This is a genomic window from Tabrizicola sp. (genome assembly GCF_036781545.1).
GTDB lineage: Bacteria > Pseudomonadota > Alphaproteobacteria > Rhodobacterales > Rhodobacteraceae > Tabrizicola.
Window position 1 is genome coordinate 1 of the sequence record NZ_DAIQAT010000095.1, and the last position, 13,513, is coordinate 13,513.

General features: G+C 65.2%; 20 protein-coding genes. 7 read left to right on the forward strand and 13 right to left on the reverse strand.

Translation table 11 applies throughout. The features are described 5' to 3' along the window. From V7Q39_RS13805 to V7Q39_RS13815, 3 genes are all read right to left on the reverse strand, one after another. Nucleotides 1–691, reverse strand: a 691-nt coding sequence (locus V7Q39_RS13805) for an amidohydrolase family protein (protein WP_333817177.1), incomplete at its 3' end; no start/stop codon positions are given. A gap of 3 nt (nucleotides 692–694) precedes the next feature. Further along, nucleotides 695–1,090: a hypothetical protein gene (locus V7Q39_RS13810; protein WP_333817178.1), complete on the reverse strand. Its 396-nt coding sequence runs from the start codon at nucleotides 1,088–1,090 to the stop codon at nucleotides 695–697. Beyond that, nucleotides 1,087–2,337, reverse strand: a complete 1,251-nt coding sequence (locus V7Q39_RS13815; RefSeq protein WP_333817179.1) for a Zn-dependent hydrolase — start codon at nucleotides 2,335–2,337, stop codon at nucleotides 1,087–1,089. Before V7Q39_RS13815 ends, V7Q39_RS13810 begins: the two co-directional genes overlap by 4 nt. 126 nt (nucleotides 2,338–2,463) lie before the next feature. Here V7Q39_RS13815 and V7Q39_RS13820 point away from each other — a divergent pair, with 126 nt between their 5' ends. Beyond that, the gene (locus V7Q39_RS13820) at nucleotides 2,464–3,111 is read left to right on the forward strand and encodes a TetR/AcrR family transcriptional regulator (RefSeq protein WP_333817180.1); all 648 of its coding nucleotides are present in this window, start codon (nucleotides 2,464–2,466) and stop codon (nucleotides 3,109–3,111) included. 10 nt (nucleotides 3,112–3,121) lie between these two features. Continuing rightward, entirely contained in the window at nucleotides 3,122–3,574 is a 453-nt protein-coding gene (locus V7Q39_RS13825) for a heme-degrading domain-containing protein (protein WP_333817181.1), read from the forward strand. Here the strand turns inward: V7Q39_RS13825 and V7Q39_RS13830 are convergent. From V7Q39_RS13830 to V7Q39_RS13840, 3 genes are read right to left on the reverse strand one after another with little or no spacing between them, the layout of a single operon-like run. Further along, complete coding sequence (locus V7Q39_RS13830) at nucleotides 3,552–3,869, reverse strand: cupin domain-containing protein (protein WP_333817182.1); 318 nt, start codon at nucleotides 3,867–3,869, stop codon at nucleotides 3,552–3,554. The two genes, V7Q39_RS13825 and V7Q39_RS13830, sit on opposite strands and share 23 nt — an antisense overlap. Then, nucleotides 3,866–4,186 (reverse strand): type II toxin-antitoxin system RelE/ParE family toxin, encoded by a 321-nt coding sequence (locus V7Q39_RS13835; protein ID WP_333817183.1) that lies wholly within the window; start codon nucleotides 4,184–4,186, stop codon nucleotides 3,866–3,868. Before V7Q39_RS13835 ends, V7Q39_RS13830 begins: the two co-directional genes overlap by 4 nt. After that, nucleotides 4,183–4,458 carry a type II toxin-antitoxin system ParD family antitoxin gene (locus tag V7Q39_RS13840; protein ID WP_333817184.1) on the reverse strand — a complete coding sequence of 92 codons (276 nt, stop codon included), beginning with the start codon at nucleotides 4,456–4,458 and terminating at the stop codon, nucleotides 4,183–4,185. Before V7Q39_RS13840 ends, V7Q39_RS13835 begins: the two co-directional genes overlap by 4 nt. Before the next feature lie 154 nt (nucleotides 4,459–4,612). Here V7Q39_RS13840 and V7Q39_RS13845 point away from each other — a divergent pair, with 154 nt between their 5' ends. Together V7Q39_RS13845 and V7Q39_RS13850 are read left to right on the forward strand one after the other, a co-directional pair. Next, nucleotides 4,613–5,230 (forward strand): TetR family transcriptional regulator C-terminal domain-containing protein, encoded by a 618-nt coding sequence (locus tag V7Q39_RS13845; protein WP_333817185.1) that lies wholly within the window; start codon nucleotides 4,613–4,615, stop codon nucleotides 5,228–5,230. An 84-nt stretch (nucleotides 5,231–5,314) separates the two neighbouring features. Then, nucleotides 5,315–5,605, forward strand: coding sequence for a hypothetical protein (locus V7Q39_RS13850; RefSeq protein WP_333817186.1), 291 nt, complete (start codon nucleotides 5,315–5,317; stop codon nucleotides 5,603–5,605). A gap of 13 nt (nucleotides 5,606–5,618) precedes the next feature. Here the strand turns inward: V7Q39_RS13850 and V7Q39_RS13855 are convergent, their stop codons facing one another. The 4 genes from V7Q39_RS13855 to V7Q39_RS13870 form a co-directional block, all read right to left on the reverse strand. Continuing rightward, nucleotides 5,619–6,290, reverse strand: a complete 672-nt coding sequence (locus V7Q39_RS13855; RefSeq protein WP_333817187.1) for an SDR family NAD(P)-dependent oxidoreductase — start codon at nucleotides 6,288–6,290, stop codon at nucleotides 5,619–5,621. After that, nucleotides 6,287–7,585, reverse strand: coding sequence for an NAD-dependent dihydropyrimidine dehydrogenase subunit PreA (gene preA / locus V7Q39_RS13860; RefSeq protein ID WP_333817188.1), 1,299 nt, complete (start codon nucleotides 7,583–7,585; stop codon nucleotides 6,287–6,289). The genes V7Q39_RS13855 and preA overlap by 4 nt, the downstream gene beginning before the upstream one ends. Nucleotides 7,586–7,648: 63 nt before the next feature. Beyond that, nucleotides 7,649–8,179: a DedA family protein gene (locus V7Q39_RS13865; RefSeq protein WP_333817189.1), complete on the reverse strand. Its 531-nt coding sequence runs from the start codon at nucleotides 8,177–8,179 to the stop codon at nucleotides 7,649–7,651. A 66-nt stretch (nucleotides 8,180–8,245) separates the two neighbouring features. Then, nucleotides 8,246–9,565 carry an NAD(P)-dependent oxidoreductase gene (locus tag V7Q39_RS13870; protein ID WP_333817190.1) on the reverse strand — a complete coding sequence of 440 codons (1,320 nt, stop codon included), beginning with the start codon at nucleotides 9,563–9,565 and terminating at the stop codon, nucleotides 8,246–8,248. Nucleotides 9,566–9,809: 244 nt separating this feature from the next. On the opposite strand from V7Q39_RS13870, the gene accB reads away from it, so the two are divergent. From accB to aat, 3 genes are all read left to right on the forward strand, one after another. After that, entirely contained in the window at nucleotides 9,810–10,295 is a 486-nt protein-coding gene (gene accB, locus V7Q39_RS13875; RefSeq protein WP_333817191.1) for an acetyl-CoA carboxylase biotin carboxyl carrier protein, read from the forward strand. 12 nt (nucleotides 10,296–10,307) lie between these two features. Continuing rightward, nucleotides 10,308–11,654, forward strand: a complete 1,347-nt coding sequence (accC, locus tag V7Q39_RS13880; protein WP_333817192.1) for an acetyl-CoA carboxylase biotin carboxylase subunit — start codon at nucleotides 10,308–10,310, stop codon at nucleotides 11,652–11,654. Between the two features lie 77 nt (nucleotides 11,655–11,731). Then, nucleotides 11,732–12,415, forward strand: coding sequence for a leucyl/phenylalanyl-tRNA--protein transferase (gene aat, locus V7Q39_RS13885; RefSeq protein WP_333817193.1), 684 nt, complete (start codon nucleotides 11,732–11,734; stop codon nucleotides 12,413–12,415). Here the strand turns inward: aat and V7Q39_RS13890 are convergent. The 3 genes from V7Q39_RS13890 to V7Q39_RS13900 form a co-directional block, all read right to left on the reverse strand. After that, entirely contained in the window at nucleotides 12,331–12,759 is a 429-nt protein-coding gene (locus V7Q39_RS13890) for a DUF2155 domain-containing protein (protein ID WP_333817194.1), read from the reverse strand. The two genes, aat and V7Q39_RS13890, sit on opposite strands and share 85 nt — an antisense overlap. Beyond that, complete coding sequence (gene mlaD / locus V7Q39_RS13895) at nucleotides 12,756–13,235, reverse strand: outer membrane lipid asymmetry maintenance protein MlaD (RefSeq protein ID WP_333817195.1); 480 nt, start codon at nucleotides 13,233–13,235, stop codon at nucleotides 12,756–12,758. The genes V7Q39_RS13890 and mlaD overlap by 4 nt, the downstream gene beginning before the upstream one ends. Before the next feature lie 13 nt (nucleotides 13,236–13,248). After that, nucleotides 13,249–13,513: NADH-ubiquinone oxidoreductase subunit NDUFA12 family protein (locus V7Q39_RS13900; protein ID WP_333817196.1), on the reverse strand; the 265-nt coding region annotated here is incomplete at its 5' end.

Below are 13,513 nucleotides of genomic sequence, written 5' to 3' on the forward strand. Positions count from 1 at the left end.
GCGGCACGCCCGCCATGTCGGCGATCATGATGGCGCGGTTGGTCGCCTCGCCCTCCACCTGCGGCGGGCGGGAATAGGCATGGGCTTCCGGTCCGGTGTTGCCCTCGGACAGCAGCTTCGCCGTCAGCTCCGCCACCACATCGCCGTTCTCGGCATGGACCATGGCGAGGCCGCCCAGCTCTCCCACTCGGCGGAAGCTGGCGAACATCTCGTCGTCGTTCACCATCAGCGCGCCCTTGTAGGCCATGAAATGCTTGAAGCTGGTCATGCCCGCCTTGACGCTGTCGGCCATGCCATCCCAGACCTTCTCGCCCCACCAGGTCACCGCCATGTGGTAGGAGTAGTCGCAATTCGCCCGGCCCGACTTGTTGTGCCACATCTGCGCGGCATCCATCAGCCCCTGCCCCTGGCCGGGAAGGACAAAATCGACCACCATCGTGGTGCCGCCCGCCAGCGCCGCCCGCGTGCCGGATTCGAAATCGTCGGTGGAATAGGTGCCCATGAAGGGCATCTCCAGATGGGTATGCGGGTCGATCCCGCCCGGCATCACATAGCAACCGGTCGCGTCGAGTTCGGTGCCGCCTTTAAGGTTCGGCCCGATCTCGGTGATCGTGCCGTTCTCGACGCGGACATCGGCCTTGTAGGTCAGGTCGGCAGTGACGATGGTGCCGTTCTTGATGATGGTGGTCATGGCTTAGTCCTCATTTTTTCCTGCTTTGACCGCGCAATGCAAAAGCCTGATCAGCGAAAGAACAAAAAGAAATGCGATGAACGTGGAGATTACTAACAAAAGGTACTGCTCAAAGCCGTATTCTCTGAGGCCTAGCAGTTTGCGCATTTCAGTTCGGCCGGGAATTGAAATAACCGTCACAACAATCGACAGCGCTATGGAAACCAATGCGACATCGAGAAATCTGACGAAATAGATGCCAATTAGGGTGGCTATAATGAAAGATATTGAAGTGGCGATTGCTGCTCCTGTCCCAAAGAGCACACCGACGCCGGCATCATTGAACAATATCCCATAGATGAGCAGTAAGGCGACTGCCAAAAGATAGAATGCGGGCAACATCCAATATAGTTTGTTCACCCCACCACCCCCGCCACCTCAAGCACCGCGTGCAGCAGAACATCCGTCCCTGCCGCCGCCCATTCCGGGCTGATCTTCTCAGCCTCGTTGTGGGACAGCCCATCCACGCAGGGGCACATCACCATCACCGTGGGCGCGACACGGTTGATCCAGCAGGCGTCGTGGCCGGCGCCGCTTACGATGTCCATATGGGAATAGCCCAGCTTTTCAGCGGACTGACGGACGATCTTCACGAGGCCGGGGTCGAAGGTGACGGGGTCGAAGTGACCCACATCCTCGATCTCGCAGCCCAGCCCCAATTCCTTCGCCACCGCATGGGCGGCGCGGATCACCTCGGCCTTCATCGCATCCAGCTTCGCCTGTTCGGGCGAGCGGATATCAACCGTGAACACAACCTTGCCCGGTATCACGTTGCGGCTGTTGGGGAAAACCTTGACCTGCCCCACCGCGCCTACGGCGTTCGGCTGGTGGCTCATGGCGATCTGGTGCACCCGCTCGGTGATCCGGGCCATCCCCAGACCCGCGTTCACCCGCATGTGCATCGGCGTCGAGCCGGTATGGGCGTCCTTGCCGGTCAGGGTGATCTCCAGCCACCACAGCCCCTGGCCATGGGTGACGACGCCGATCTCTTTCCCCTCGGCCTCCAGGATCAGGCCCTGCTCGATGTGCAGCTCCAGCATCGCGTGCATCTTCCGGGCGCCGACCTTTTCGTCGCCGACCCAGCCGATCCGCTCCAGCTCCTCGCCGAAGACCTTGCCGTCGAGGTCCTCGCGGCTCTTGGCGTAGTCCTCGGTATGGATGCCCGCGAAGACCCCGCTCGCCAGCATGGCGGGGGCAAAGCGGGCGCCTTCCTCATTGGTCCAGTTCGTCACCACGATCGGGTGCTTCGTCTTCACTCCCATGTCGTTCAGCGTGCGCACCACCTCCAGCGCGCCCAGCACCCCCAGCACGCCGTCATAACGGCCCCCGGTCGGCTGGGTGTCCAGATGCGAGCCCATGTAGACCGGCAGCGCGTCGGGGTCCTCGCCCGCCCGGGTGGCGAACATGTTGCCCATCGTATCGACGCCCATGGTCATCCCGGCCGCCTGGCACCAGCGCTGGAACAGGTGCCGCCCCTCGCCATCGGCGTCGGTCAGTGTCTGGCGGTTGTTGCCGCCCGCCACGCCGGGGCCGATCTCGGCCATCTCCTCCAACGCGCCCCACAGGCGTTCAGGATTGATCCGCAGGTTGTCCCCGGTTGCTGGCATCACGCGCGCTCCCCGTCTCGCGGACCGGGGCCATCCTGCCCCTTGCCGCGACTCGTTTCCTGACCGTATGGTCAAGGTGAAGGCGACCACAACCTGACCAGACGGTCAACGAAAATCAAAGGCACGATGCGCGGCGACGCCCAGATTTCCCGCCTGAAGCCCGGACGCCGCACCGATATCCGGCGTGAGAACGAACGCGCCATCCTGGAGGCGGCGGAGAAGGTCTTTGCCGAGGCCGGGTTCGGGGGCGCGACGATGCAGCTGATCGCCGACATGGCGGGGCTGCCCAAGGCCAATCTGCATTATTACTTCGCCACGAAGGAAGACCTCTATCGCCGTGTGGTGCAACAGATTTTCGAGATCTGGCTGGATGCGGCCTCCAGCTTCGACGACGCCCCCGGCCCGGTGGAGGGGATCGGCGCCTATGTCGATGCAAAGATGGACATCAGCCGCACCCATCCGCATGGGTCCAAGGTCTGGGCGTCCGAGGTGATGCATGGTGCGCCAGTGATCCAGGACTATCTGGAGACTACTTTGCGCGACTGGACCGAGGGGCGGATCGCGGTGATCCAGCGCTGGATCGACGAGGGCAAGATGCGGAAGGTCGACCCGCGGCATCTGCTGTATCTGCTCTGGGCGACGACGCAGCACTACGCCGACTTCGGCCATCAGATCCAGACCTTGAATGCGGGCAAGCCGCTGACCGACCGGCAGTGGCGCGAGGCGAAGGCCAGCGTGAAGGACATGGTCCTGCGCGGGATCGGGGCGATCTGACGGGGGAAGCATGAACACGAGCGAGCTTGAGGCGGAAGCGGCGGGGCTGATCCTGCCGGAATTCACAGAGGGGACGGCGCTGCGGCTGGGGCAGATCCTGGTCGATCTGGCGCTGGCCGAGGACCTGCCGGTGGTGGTGGATATCCGCACCGCCGACCGGACCCTCTTCCATGCCGCCCTGCCCGGCTCGGCGCCCCTGAACGACCTCTGGGCGCGGCGCAAGTCGAACACGGCGCTGATGTTCCAGCTGCCCTCACTCCTAGTGGCGCTGCGCAACAAGGCGAAGGACGAGCCGCTGGAGCGGCATGGCCTATCCGGGGCCGATTACGCCGACAGCGGCGGTGCGGTGCCGATCGGGGTCAAAGGGGTGGGCATGGTCGCGGTGGCGACGGTTTCCGGCCTGCCACAGGTCGAGGATCACAAGCTGGTCGTGCGCGGGATCAGGGCATTGATGGCGGTGTGAGGGGCGGCGCTTCCTTCAACTCCACCTCGACGAAGCTCATCGCGGCATCGCCGTCGTTGACCACGTTATGCTCCACCCCTTCGGATCGCCGATAGGCCGATCCTGCCGGGACCAGCACCCGCCGCGCGCCACCGCCCGGCTCCTCCAGCAGCATCGGGCAGTCGGTGATGGCGGTGATCACATAGTCATGCCCATGCCGATGCCAGCCGGTTTCCGCCCCGGGCGCAAAGTCGAAGCGGGTGACGCGGACACGGTCGTCATCGACCAGCACCGTGGCTGTGCAGTTGGGTCTCATTGGTCCAGTCCTTCAAGCCCGCCGCCGATGTCGGCGTACTGGTGGATGAAATCGACGATCACGATCTCTTCCGGGGTTTCGGCAAAGATGATGAAATGGCGGCCCGACCCGGCGAAGCGAAGGTCGGAGCGGAGATCTGGGGCAAAGACATCGCGGCAGTGCCGCCAGCGCGCGATGCCGCTTGCGACGCGGCGGCACGCAGACAGAAGTTCGGTCGTGTAGTGTCGCGCCCGCACCAGGCCAAAATTCTCGGTAGACCAATCGCCGATGTCTTCCAAAGACATCTCGGATCGGCGCGAGAACCTGAGTCGCTTCAAGATGCGCCGCGCCTCTTGGCCCGCTCGCTGTCCGCTTTGAAGGCACGCTCAAATATCTGCTCGGGTGTGCCTTCCGCAAACTCACCCCGTTCGACCTGCGCAAGGCCTTCCAGGACCCTCCGGCGCACCTGTTCCCACGCGGCTTCCTCGCGCTCCAGAAGGCGCAGGCCGGAGCGCATCGCCTCGCTGGCATTCTGGTACCGGCCCGAGGCGACGAGGCTGTCGATGAATTCGGCCTGATGGTCGGTAAGCACGACATTGCGCGTGGGCATCTGCGGGCTCCTATGGAATTGGCATAATATGCCAGCGCCTTCCGATCAGGTCAATTGGGCGCCATCGCTTCGGAAGTTCCCCGAGACGGCAATCATTTGACCTGGCATTGCGGGCCGCGCTATCCAAGGGGTCCGGCAGTTTGCAAGCAGACCCATGAGCGCGCCCCGTCCCCGATCCCGCATCCAGCAGAAGAACCGTGAACTGATCCTCGACGCCGCGCTGGAGGTGTTCTCGCTGCACGGCTTCCGGGGTGCGACGCTGGATCAGATCGCCGAGGGCGCGGGGCTGTCGAAGCCGAACCTGCTGTACTATTTCCCCTCGAAGGAAGAGGTGCATACCGCGCTGCTGACAGGCCTTCTGGACACCTGGCTCGATCCCTTGCGCAAGATGAATCCGAGAGGAGAGCCGCTGCAGGAAATCCTGGGCTACGTCCACCGCAAGCTGGATCTAGCCCGGGACTTTCCCCGCGAGAGCAGGCTTTTCGCCAACGAGATCCTGCAGGGCGCCCCCCGGATGCGGGCGGCGATCGAGGGCGACCTGCGGCAGCTGGTGGAGGAGAAGGCCGTGGTCCTGACCCGCTGGATGGAGACGGGCCGCATCGCAAGGGTCGATCCGGTGCACCTGATCTTCTCGATCTGGGCGCTGACCCAACACTATGCGGATTTCGATGCGCAGGTCCGGGCGGTTCTCGGCCCCGACCACGACCCCTTTGCCGAGGCGGGGAGGTTCCTGGAAACGGTGTTCACCCGGCTTCTGGATCCGGCCCATTAAAGCTTTACATATATTTCGGCTGAGAAGTCCTTGCTTTTGCGTTAAGATATGCTCGCACAGAGGTCACGTCAGGAGGGCGCGACAATGGTCTTGATCACCGGCATCCGGGCGCCCGTTCCCGTCGCCGAAATGCCCACGTTCGCCACGACGGGGTCGGGGCCGCAAGCCAGCATGGGTGCAGAAGCCCCCGTCGCCACCCCGGCGCTGGCGCAAGCCGTCCAGCAGACCAGACCGAAATCCGCCGCCAACGACCCTCAGTTGATCGAAGCACGGATGACCGCCGAGACCAGCGCTGCCGCCGCTGCCGAGGCCGCGCGCGAGGCCTATATCAAGGCCAGCATCGCCGCGGGGATCAACCCGCTGCCGCTATCCTGACCGGCGGGTAGCGTCAGTGCCCCAGCGGCAGGAGATTCACTTCGCAGAACGAGATGTCAGGCGAAAGCGACAAAAGAAAGTCCACCGTCGCCAGTAGATCGGTCATCGGCAGGTTGCCTTCGGCCCGCATCGATCCTTCGCGTTTCGCCGCCAGCACGTCCTCGGTCCCGATGTCACCGGGGTTCAGGATCGACACAGCAATCCCCTCTCCCTTCAGCGCCCGCGCCAACGCCTGCGCCGCCCCCCGCAGACCCGCCTTCGAGGCGTTGTAGGCCACTTCTGGCGTTCCGATCTGGTCCAGCCCGCTGGTCGACCCGACAAGCACGATCCGGCCTTGCCGAAGCTGAGGCAGAAGCGCCTTTGCCAGAAGGATCGGCGCCTGGAGGTTGACGGCCAGAATATTCGAAATTTCCTCTGCCGACGAACCCGCAAGGCTGTAGTCCGGCGAGAAGGCCTGTGCCTCCCAGATGCCAGCGACAAAGAGCAACGCGTCGATCCGGCCCGCTATCTCCGCCGCAACGGCAGCGATACCGGCCGGGTCTGCCAGGTCGCAACGACGCCAGTCTCCATACGCGGAAGGGCCGCGCGACAGCGCAATCACATCATCGCCCGCGGTCGTGTAGTGCCGCGCCAACCCTTCGCCAAGGCCGCGTGACGCCCCGGCGATGACAATGCGCCGGGTCACTCCGCCGCGCGCACGCTCGGGTTGTTCGGATGCATGGTCCAGTTGGCATAGTCGCCCACCTTGCGCCCCGTGCGCGGATCGACCGCACCCTTCGCCATCGGCACCATGGTGATGCAGTTGTCGACCGGGCAAACGTTGACGCACAGGTTGCAGGCCACGCATTCCTCATCCTTCACCGTGAACACCCGCTCGGGCGACATGGCGATGGCCTGGTGGCTGGTATCCTCGCAGGCGGCATAGCAGCGGCCGCATTTGATGCAGTCGTCCTGATTGATATGCGCCTTGGTGACGTAGTTCAGGTTAAGATACTGCCAGTCGGTCACATTCGGCACCGCGCGGCCCACCAGGTTCGGCAATCCGATCTGCTTGTCGTCCAGATACTGCGACAGGCCCGAGATCATCTCCTGCACGATCTTGAAGCCATAGGTCATCGCCGCGGTGCAGACCTGCACGTTGCCGGCGCCAAGCGCCATGAACTCGGCCGCATCGCGCCAGGTGGTGATGCCGCCGATACCGCTGATCGGCAGGCCATGAGTCTCGGGGCTGCGGGCGATCTCGGCCACCATGTTCATCGCGATCGGCTTCACCGCCGGGCCGCAATAGCCGCCATGGGTGCCCTTGCCGTCGATCATCGGCTCGGGGCTGAAATCGTCGAGGTTGACGCTGGTGATCGAGTTGATCGTGTTGATCAGCGAAACCGCATCCGCCCCGCCCCGCTTGGCCGCTTCGGCAGGCTTCCTGACATCGGTGATGTTCGGCGTCAGCTTGACGATGCAGGGCATCCGGCTGTGCTTCTTCACCCAGCGGGTGACCATCTCGATATATTCCGGCACCTGACCGACCGCCGAGCCCATGCCGCGTTCCGCCATCCCGTGCGGACAGCCGAAGTTCAGCTCCACCCCGTCGGCCTCGGTATCCTCGATGCGCGACAGGATATCCTTCCAGCTGTCCTCGTCGCAGGGCACCATCAGGCTGATCACCAGCGCCCGGTCGCGCCACTTGCGCTTGACCTCCTTGATCTCCTGAAGGTTCACCTCCAGCGGTCGATCGGTGATCAGCTCGATGTTGTTCAGCCCCAGAAGCCGCCGGTCCGCCCCCCAGATCGCGCCGTAGCGCGGGCCGTTGACGTTCACCACCGGCGGGCCTTCGCTGCCCAGCGTCTTCCACACCACACCGCCCCAGCCCGCCTCATAGGCGCGCTCGACGTTGTATTTCTTGTCCGTAGGCGGGGCCGAGGCCAGCCAGAACGGGTTCGGGGATTTGATCCCGATGAAATCTGCGGACAGGTTAGCCATGGGAAACCTCCTTGCGGACTGCTGGGAGAAGATGCGTAGGGTGGGGTTCTGTCCCGCCGACCGTCAGAACAGCGACCAGAGCCAGCCGATAAGGTCGCCGCCGAACTGGCCGAGCTTCGGCACGATGAAGGCCCAGGCCACGCAGCCGAGGCCGTTCCAGAAGGCGAAGCGGGGAAACGACATCCTGCTCATTCCGGCCATCAGGAAGACCACCGGCCGGAAGATCGTGGTGAAATGCCCGATCAGGATCGTGACCGGCCCATATTTGTCGAAGGTCTTCTGGGTCTTCTCCACCCAGTCGGGATGGTCGCGCAGCGGGCGCATCTTCAAGACGCTCGCCCCGTAGCGCCAGCCCAGCCAGTAGCTGAACGTCGACCCGATCAGCGCCCCCACGGTCGCCCCGATCCACAGCGACCAGAACGACAGCGCCCCGGTCGCGGCCAGCGCGCCGACGGCGGCCATGACCGGCGTCGAGGGGATGAGGATCGACAGGAAGGCCGTGGTCTCCGCCGCGGCGAAAAGCACCATGATGAACGGAAACCATTCCTGGTTCTGCTCGATGAAGGCAATGGTGCTTTCGGCGAATGCTTCCACGAGGGACCCCTTCCGGCGCCTCTTCTGGCCCGGCGCCCTGCCGAACGCAAGGGGCGAGCGCGGCCATCAGGCGGCCGACAGCTGGGCGTGGATCGCCTCGGCCGCGTCGCGGCCTTCGGCCACCGCTGTCACGGTCAGGTCCTCGCCGCCTGCCGCGCAGTCGCCCCCCGCCCAGACCTTGCCGGAAGCCCCCGAAAGCTTGCCGCCATCGACCGCCAGACCTTCGGGAACACCGGAGAGCGTCTGACCGATGGCCTTGAACACCTGATCGGCCTTCAGCGTGAAGGTCTCTGCCGAAAGAGTCAGCCCGTTCGGGCCTTCTTCGGTATAGGCGAATTCCACGGCCTGCGCGCGGCCATTGCCCAGCACCCGCACCGGGGCGGCATTGTGGATGATGCGCACGCCCGCCTGCGCCGCATGGTCCTGCTCATGACCCGAGGCCGACATCTTCTCCTGCCCGCGGCGGTAGACGATGGTCACGTTCTCGGCGCCCAGAAGCTTGGACTGCACGGCCGCATCCACTGCCGTCATCCCGCCGCCGATCACCACCACATCGCGGCCGACCGGCAGTTGCGACAGGTCGGTCGCCTGCCGCAGCTCGGCGATGAAGTCGACGGCGTTGCGCACCCCCGACAGATCCTCGCCCACCGCCCGCAGCGCGTTGACCCCGGCCAGGCCGATCCCCAGGAAAACCGCGTCATATTCGGCGGTCAGCTGGTCCAGCGAGATGTCGCGGCCCAGTTCCACCCCGGTGCGGATCTCGATCCCGCCGATCTGCAGCAGCCAGTCGACCTCGGCTTGAGCGAAGCCCCCAGTCGCCTTGTAGCTGGCGATGCCGTATTCGTTCAGGCCTCCGGCCTTCGGACGCCGCTCGAAGACCACCACATCGTGGCCATGCAGTGCCAGCCGGTGCGCGCAGGACAGACCCGCAGGCCCCGCCCCTACAACGGCCACCCGCTTTCCGCTGCGGGCAGCGCGGGAAAAGGGATGCAGCCCCTTCGCCATCGCCGTATCGGTGGCGAAACGCTGCAACTGGCCGATCTCCACCGGCTTGCCTTCGGCCGCCTCGCGCACGCAGGCCTCTTCGCACAGGGTCTCGGTCGGGCAGACCCGCGCGCAGATGCCGCCCAGAATGTTCTGGCTCCAGATCGTCGTGGCCGCCGCCTCGGGCGTGCCGGTGGCGATCTGGCGGATGAACAGCGGAATGTCGATCGAGGTCGGACACGCCGTGATGCAGGGCGCGTCATGGCAGAAGTAGCAACGATCCGCCGCGACCCGCGCCTCGTGCACGTCCAGGGGTGGCGTGTGGTCGTCGAAGTTGCGGGCATAGGCTGCGGCTGGCAGTCGTCCCGGAGCGATGCCGGGCGTCAGCGGGCTGTTGGTCATGGACGTCTGTCCTCCCCCTGGGCTTGCTTTCCCGAAGGCTGGCACAGGTCCTATTTTTTATCAAACGGTAAATTTTCGTCCGAAGCACTTTTTCCGGGGCTTTTGCCGGGCCGGAAACCCGCCTGATGCCCGCGCGGGCGCTTTCGCGGCTTTTCAGCCCCAAGCCGGTTGGGTATAAGCGCCGAATACCAGACTGCGGGACCCCACCCGCGCGCGCCCAGGGCAGAGAAGCACAGAGGACCCGATGAGCAAGCAAACCACCGACACCGATGTCGCCTTCATCTCGGCCCTGGCCGAGCTTCTGAACAAGAACGACCTGACCGAACTGTCGGTGAAGCGGGAATATGGCGAGGATGACAGCCTCGAGGTCCGCGTGGTCAAGCAGGCGACCGTGGTGACGGTTGCTGCCGCCCCTGCCCCCATGCTCCACCATAGCGCCCCGGCCGCCGCGGTGCCCGCTGCTGCCCCCGCCGCCCCGGAAGACCCGGCCCAGCATCCCGGTGCCGTGACCTCGCCGATGGTCGGCACCGTCTACCTCGCCGCCGAGCCCGGTGCCTCGCCCTTCGTGACCGTGGGCGCCCAGGTGAGCGAAGGCCAGACCGTCCTGATCATCGAGGCGATGAAGACGATGAACCACATCCCCGCCCCGCGCGCGGGCACGGTGAAGCGCATCCTGGTCGAGGATGGCCACCCGGTCGAATACGGCGCCCCCCTGATGATCATCGAATAAGGGAAGCCACCCATGTTCGATAAGATACTGATCGCCAACCGGGGGGAGATCGCGCTGCGCGTGATCCGGGCCTGCCAGGAAATGGGGATCAAGTCGGTCGCCGTCCATTCCACCGCCGACGCCGACGCGATGCATGTCCGCATGGCGGATGAATCCGTCTGCATCGGCCCCGCCCCCTCTTCGGAAAGCTATCTCAGCAAGGCCGCCATCATCTCGGCCTGCGAGATCACCGGCGCCCAGGCCGTGCATCCGGGCTATGGCTTCCTGTCGGAAAACGCCGCCTTCGCCCAGGCGCTGGAAGACCACGGCATCACCTTCATCGGCCCCAGCGCGGAACATATCCGCATCATGGGCGACAAGATCACCGCCAAGGACACCGCCAAGGCGCTCGGCATCCCGGTCGTCCCCGGCTCGGACGGAGGCGTGCCGGATTTCGAGACAGCGAAGCGCGTGGCCGAAGAGATCGGCTATCCGGTCATCATCAAGGCCACTGCCGGCGGCGGCGGGCGCGGCATGAAGGTGGCGAAGGACGCGACCGAGCTGGAGATCTCCTTCCGCACCGCAAGGTCCGAGGCCAAGGCCGCCTTCGGCAACGACGAAGTCTACATGGAGAAATACCTCCAGCGCCCGCGCCACATCGAGATCCAGGTCTTCGGCGACGGCAAGGGCGGCGCGGTGCATCTGGGCGAGCGCGACTGTTCCTTGCAGCGCCGCCACCAGAAGGTGTTCGAGGAAGCCCCCGGCCCGGTGATCACCCCGAAACTGCGCAGCGAGATCGGCATGATCTGCGCCAATGCGATGCAGAAGCTAAAATACATCGGCGCGGGCACGGTCGAGTTCCTGTATGAGGACGGCAAGTTCTACTTCATCGAGATGAACACCCGGCTGCAGGTCGAACACCCCGTCACCGAGGCGATCTTCGGCGTCGACCTCGTGCGCGAACAGATCCGCGTCGCTTCCGGCATGGACCTGTCGTTCACGCAGGACGAGTTGGAGATCAACGGCCACGCCATCGAGGTCCGCATCAACGCCGAGAAGATCCCGGCCTTCTCGCCCTGCCCCGGCCGGATCACCCAGTTCCACGCCCCCGGCGGGCTGGGCGTTCGAATGGATTCCGCGATCTACGACGGCTATCGGATCCCGCCCTATTACGACAGCCTGATCGGCAAGCTGATCGTCCATGGCCGCGACCGGCCCGAGGCGCTGTCGCGGCTGCGGCGCGCGCTCAGCGAGTTGATCATCGACGGCATCGACACCTCGGTTCCGCTGTTCCACATGCTTTTGGCCGAGCCCGACATCCAGAATGGCGAATACAACATCCACTGGCTGGAAAAGTGGCTGGCAAGCCAGTTCAGCTGAAGTAAGGGGCGCCCGCCAGGGCGCTCCACCGCAAAAGTTTACGAAAACTTTTGCAAAATCCTTCGAAGGATTTTGCGATGTCCGGGTCCGCCGACGATATCACCCCAGACCTCCTGCTCCGCGCCTATGCGATGGGCATCTTCCCGATGTCCGATGGCCGCGACGACCCCGACATCCACTGGGTCGACCCGCGCCTGCGCGGCATCCTCCCGCTGGACGGCTTCCACCTCTCGCGCTCGCTGGCCAAACGCATCCGATCAGGCCGGTTTCGCGTCAGCGTGGACACCGCCTTTGATGCCGTTGTCGCGGCCTGTGCCGACCGGGGCGAGACCTGGATCAGCCAGCGTATCCAGACGCTCTATCTCCAGCTTCACGCCCAGGGTTTTGCGCACAGCGTCGAGGTCTGGCAGGATGATCGCCTGGTCGGAGGGGTCTATGGCGTCACGCTCGGCGCGGCCTTCTTCGGCGAAAGCATGTTCTCGCGCGTGACCGACGCCTCGAAACTGGCGCTGGCCCATACCGTCCACCGCCTGCGGGCCGGGGGGTTCCGGTTGTTCGACACCCAGTTCCTGACCCCGCATCTCGCCAGCCTCGGCGGCAGGGAAATCACGCGCGCGGACTACCATCGCCTGCTGGCAGGCGCGCTTGCCGGCAGGGCAAGCTTCGCTCCCCCCGGCTATTCGCCGTCTTCGGTCGAGGTCTCCGCCGGTGCTTGCGGGGGCGCCTCCGGCAGCACGCAGGACAGCACCCAGACGTCATAGCGCGGATGGTCCAGCGCCGAAAGCGCGGGGGACGAGGCCAGCATCCAGCCGCTGAAAAGTGGCGCCTCGCTGGTCTCCTCGATCACCGTCAGATGCGCCTCGGCATCCGAGGCCGGATTGCCCGTCGGATAGCGGCAGCTGTCCAGCCGCACCACCAGCCGCCCGAACTTGGCCGATTGCCCCCGGCTGATCGTCACGTCCCCGGTCTCGCTGGTCAGCTTGTCGAGGAAGCGCAGTTGCGCGCCGGTCGAGTCGGTGAATTCCGGTCGGGAAGACTGCGCCGGCTCGATCTCCTGCGCCGCCGCCGGCAGGGCCAGCGCCAGCATCACCGCCAGCGCCTTCATGGCGTGGCCGTCTCGGCGTCGGGCTTCGACCCCTCGGCCCCGCCGCCCGCAAATTTCATCAACAGGGTGATCAGGCTGACCGCGCCTTGCGTATCCTCGATCTCGCCGCCCGGCTCCAGCATCTCCTCCGCGCCGCCCGGCTGCACTTCGACGAAAGTGCCGCCGAGCAGCCCTTCCGAGGAAATCAGGATGGTGGAATCAGTGGGCAGCGCCACATCCTTGCGCATCGAGATCGTCGCATCCGCGAAATAGGTCTCCGGGTTCAGCGCCAGCCTCGTCACCGTGCCAACCTTCACCCCCGCGAGCCGCACGTCGGTCCCGACGCTGACGCCCTCGACCGAGCGGAAGCTCGCTATCAGCGGATAGCTGTCCGGCGCGCCCATCACGCCAGAGCCACGCACGGCATAAAGCGCGAAACCCGCCGCCACGGCCAGAATCGCCGCTCCGGCCACAATCTCTGCGCGTTCGTATGCCATCAGTTGGGGGCCATCACTCGGGCTGCCAGGCCTCGTAGTCGGTCCGCGCGACGGGCTCGGCGCGGCGGATCGACCCCGGCGGAACATAGGCAGCCTCGGTCCCGGTCAGGTTTTCCTGATGCGGCTTTTCCCAGGCCCTGTGCTTCAGCGGCGCTTTCGTCGGCGGCTCGTCCCAGGTGTGGTGCAGCCAGCCGTGCCAGTCGGGCGACACCCGGCTTGCTTCCATCTCGCCGTTGTAGATCACCCAGCGCCGCTTGCCGTCGCGGGTCTGGTAGAAG

Coding starts and splice junctions, on each gene's coding strand:
- V7Q39_RS13815 (WP_333817179.1), bottom strand. CDS start 2,337: ATGCCAGCAACCGGGGACAACCTGCGGATCAATCCTGAACGCCTGTGG.
- V7Q39_RS13820 (WP_333817180.1), top strand. CDS start 2,464: ATGCGCGGCGACGCCCAGATTTCCCGCCTGAAGCCCGGACGCCGCACC.
- V7Q39_RS13825 (WP_333817181.1), top strand. CDS start 3,122: ATGAACACGAGCGAGCTTGAGGCGGAAGCGGCGGGGCTGATCCTGCCG.
- V7Q39_RS13830 (WP_333817182.1), bottom strand. CDS start 3,869: ATGAGACCCAACTGCACAGCCACGGTGCTGGTCGATGACGACCGTGTC.
- V7Q39_RS13840 (WP_333817184.1), bottom strand. CDS start 4,458: ATGCCCACGCGCAATGTCGTGCTTACCGACCATCAGGCCGAATTCATC.
- V7Q39_RS13845 (WP_333817185.1), top strand. CDS start 4,613: ATGAGCGCGCCCCGTCCCCGATCCCGCATCCAGCAGAAGAACCGTGAA.
- V7Q39_RS13850 (WP_333817186.1), top strand. CDS start 5,315: ATGGTCTTGATCACCGGCATCCGGGCGCCCGTTCCCGTCGCCGAAATG.
- preA (WP_333817188.1), bottom strand. CDS start 7,585: ATGGCTAACCTGTCCGCAGATTTCATCGGGATCAAATCCCCGAACCCG.
- V7Q39_RS13870 (WP_333817190.1), bottom strand. CDS start 9,565: ATGACCAACAGCCCGCTGACGCCCGGCATCGCTCCGGGACGACTGCCA.
- accB (WP_333817191.1), top strand. CDS start 9,810: ATGAGCAAGCAAACCACCGACACCGATGTCGCCTTCATCTCGGCCCTG.
- accC (WP_333817192.1), top strand. CDS start 10,308: ATGTTCGATAAGATACTGATCGCCAACCGGGGGGAGATCGCGCTGCGC.
- aat (WP_333817193.1), top strand. CDS start 11,732: ATGTCCGGGTCCGCCGACGATATCACCCCAGACCTCCTGCTCCGCGCC.
- V7Q39_RS13890 (WP_333817194.1), bottom strand. CDS start 12,759: ATGAAGGCGCTGGCGGTGATGCTGGCGCTGGCCCTGCCGGCGGCGGCG.
- mlaD (WP_333817195.1), bottom strand. CDS start 13,235: ATGGCATACGAACGCGCAGAGATTGTGGCCGGAGCGGCGATTCTGGCC.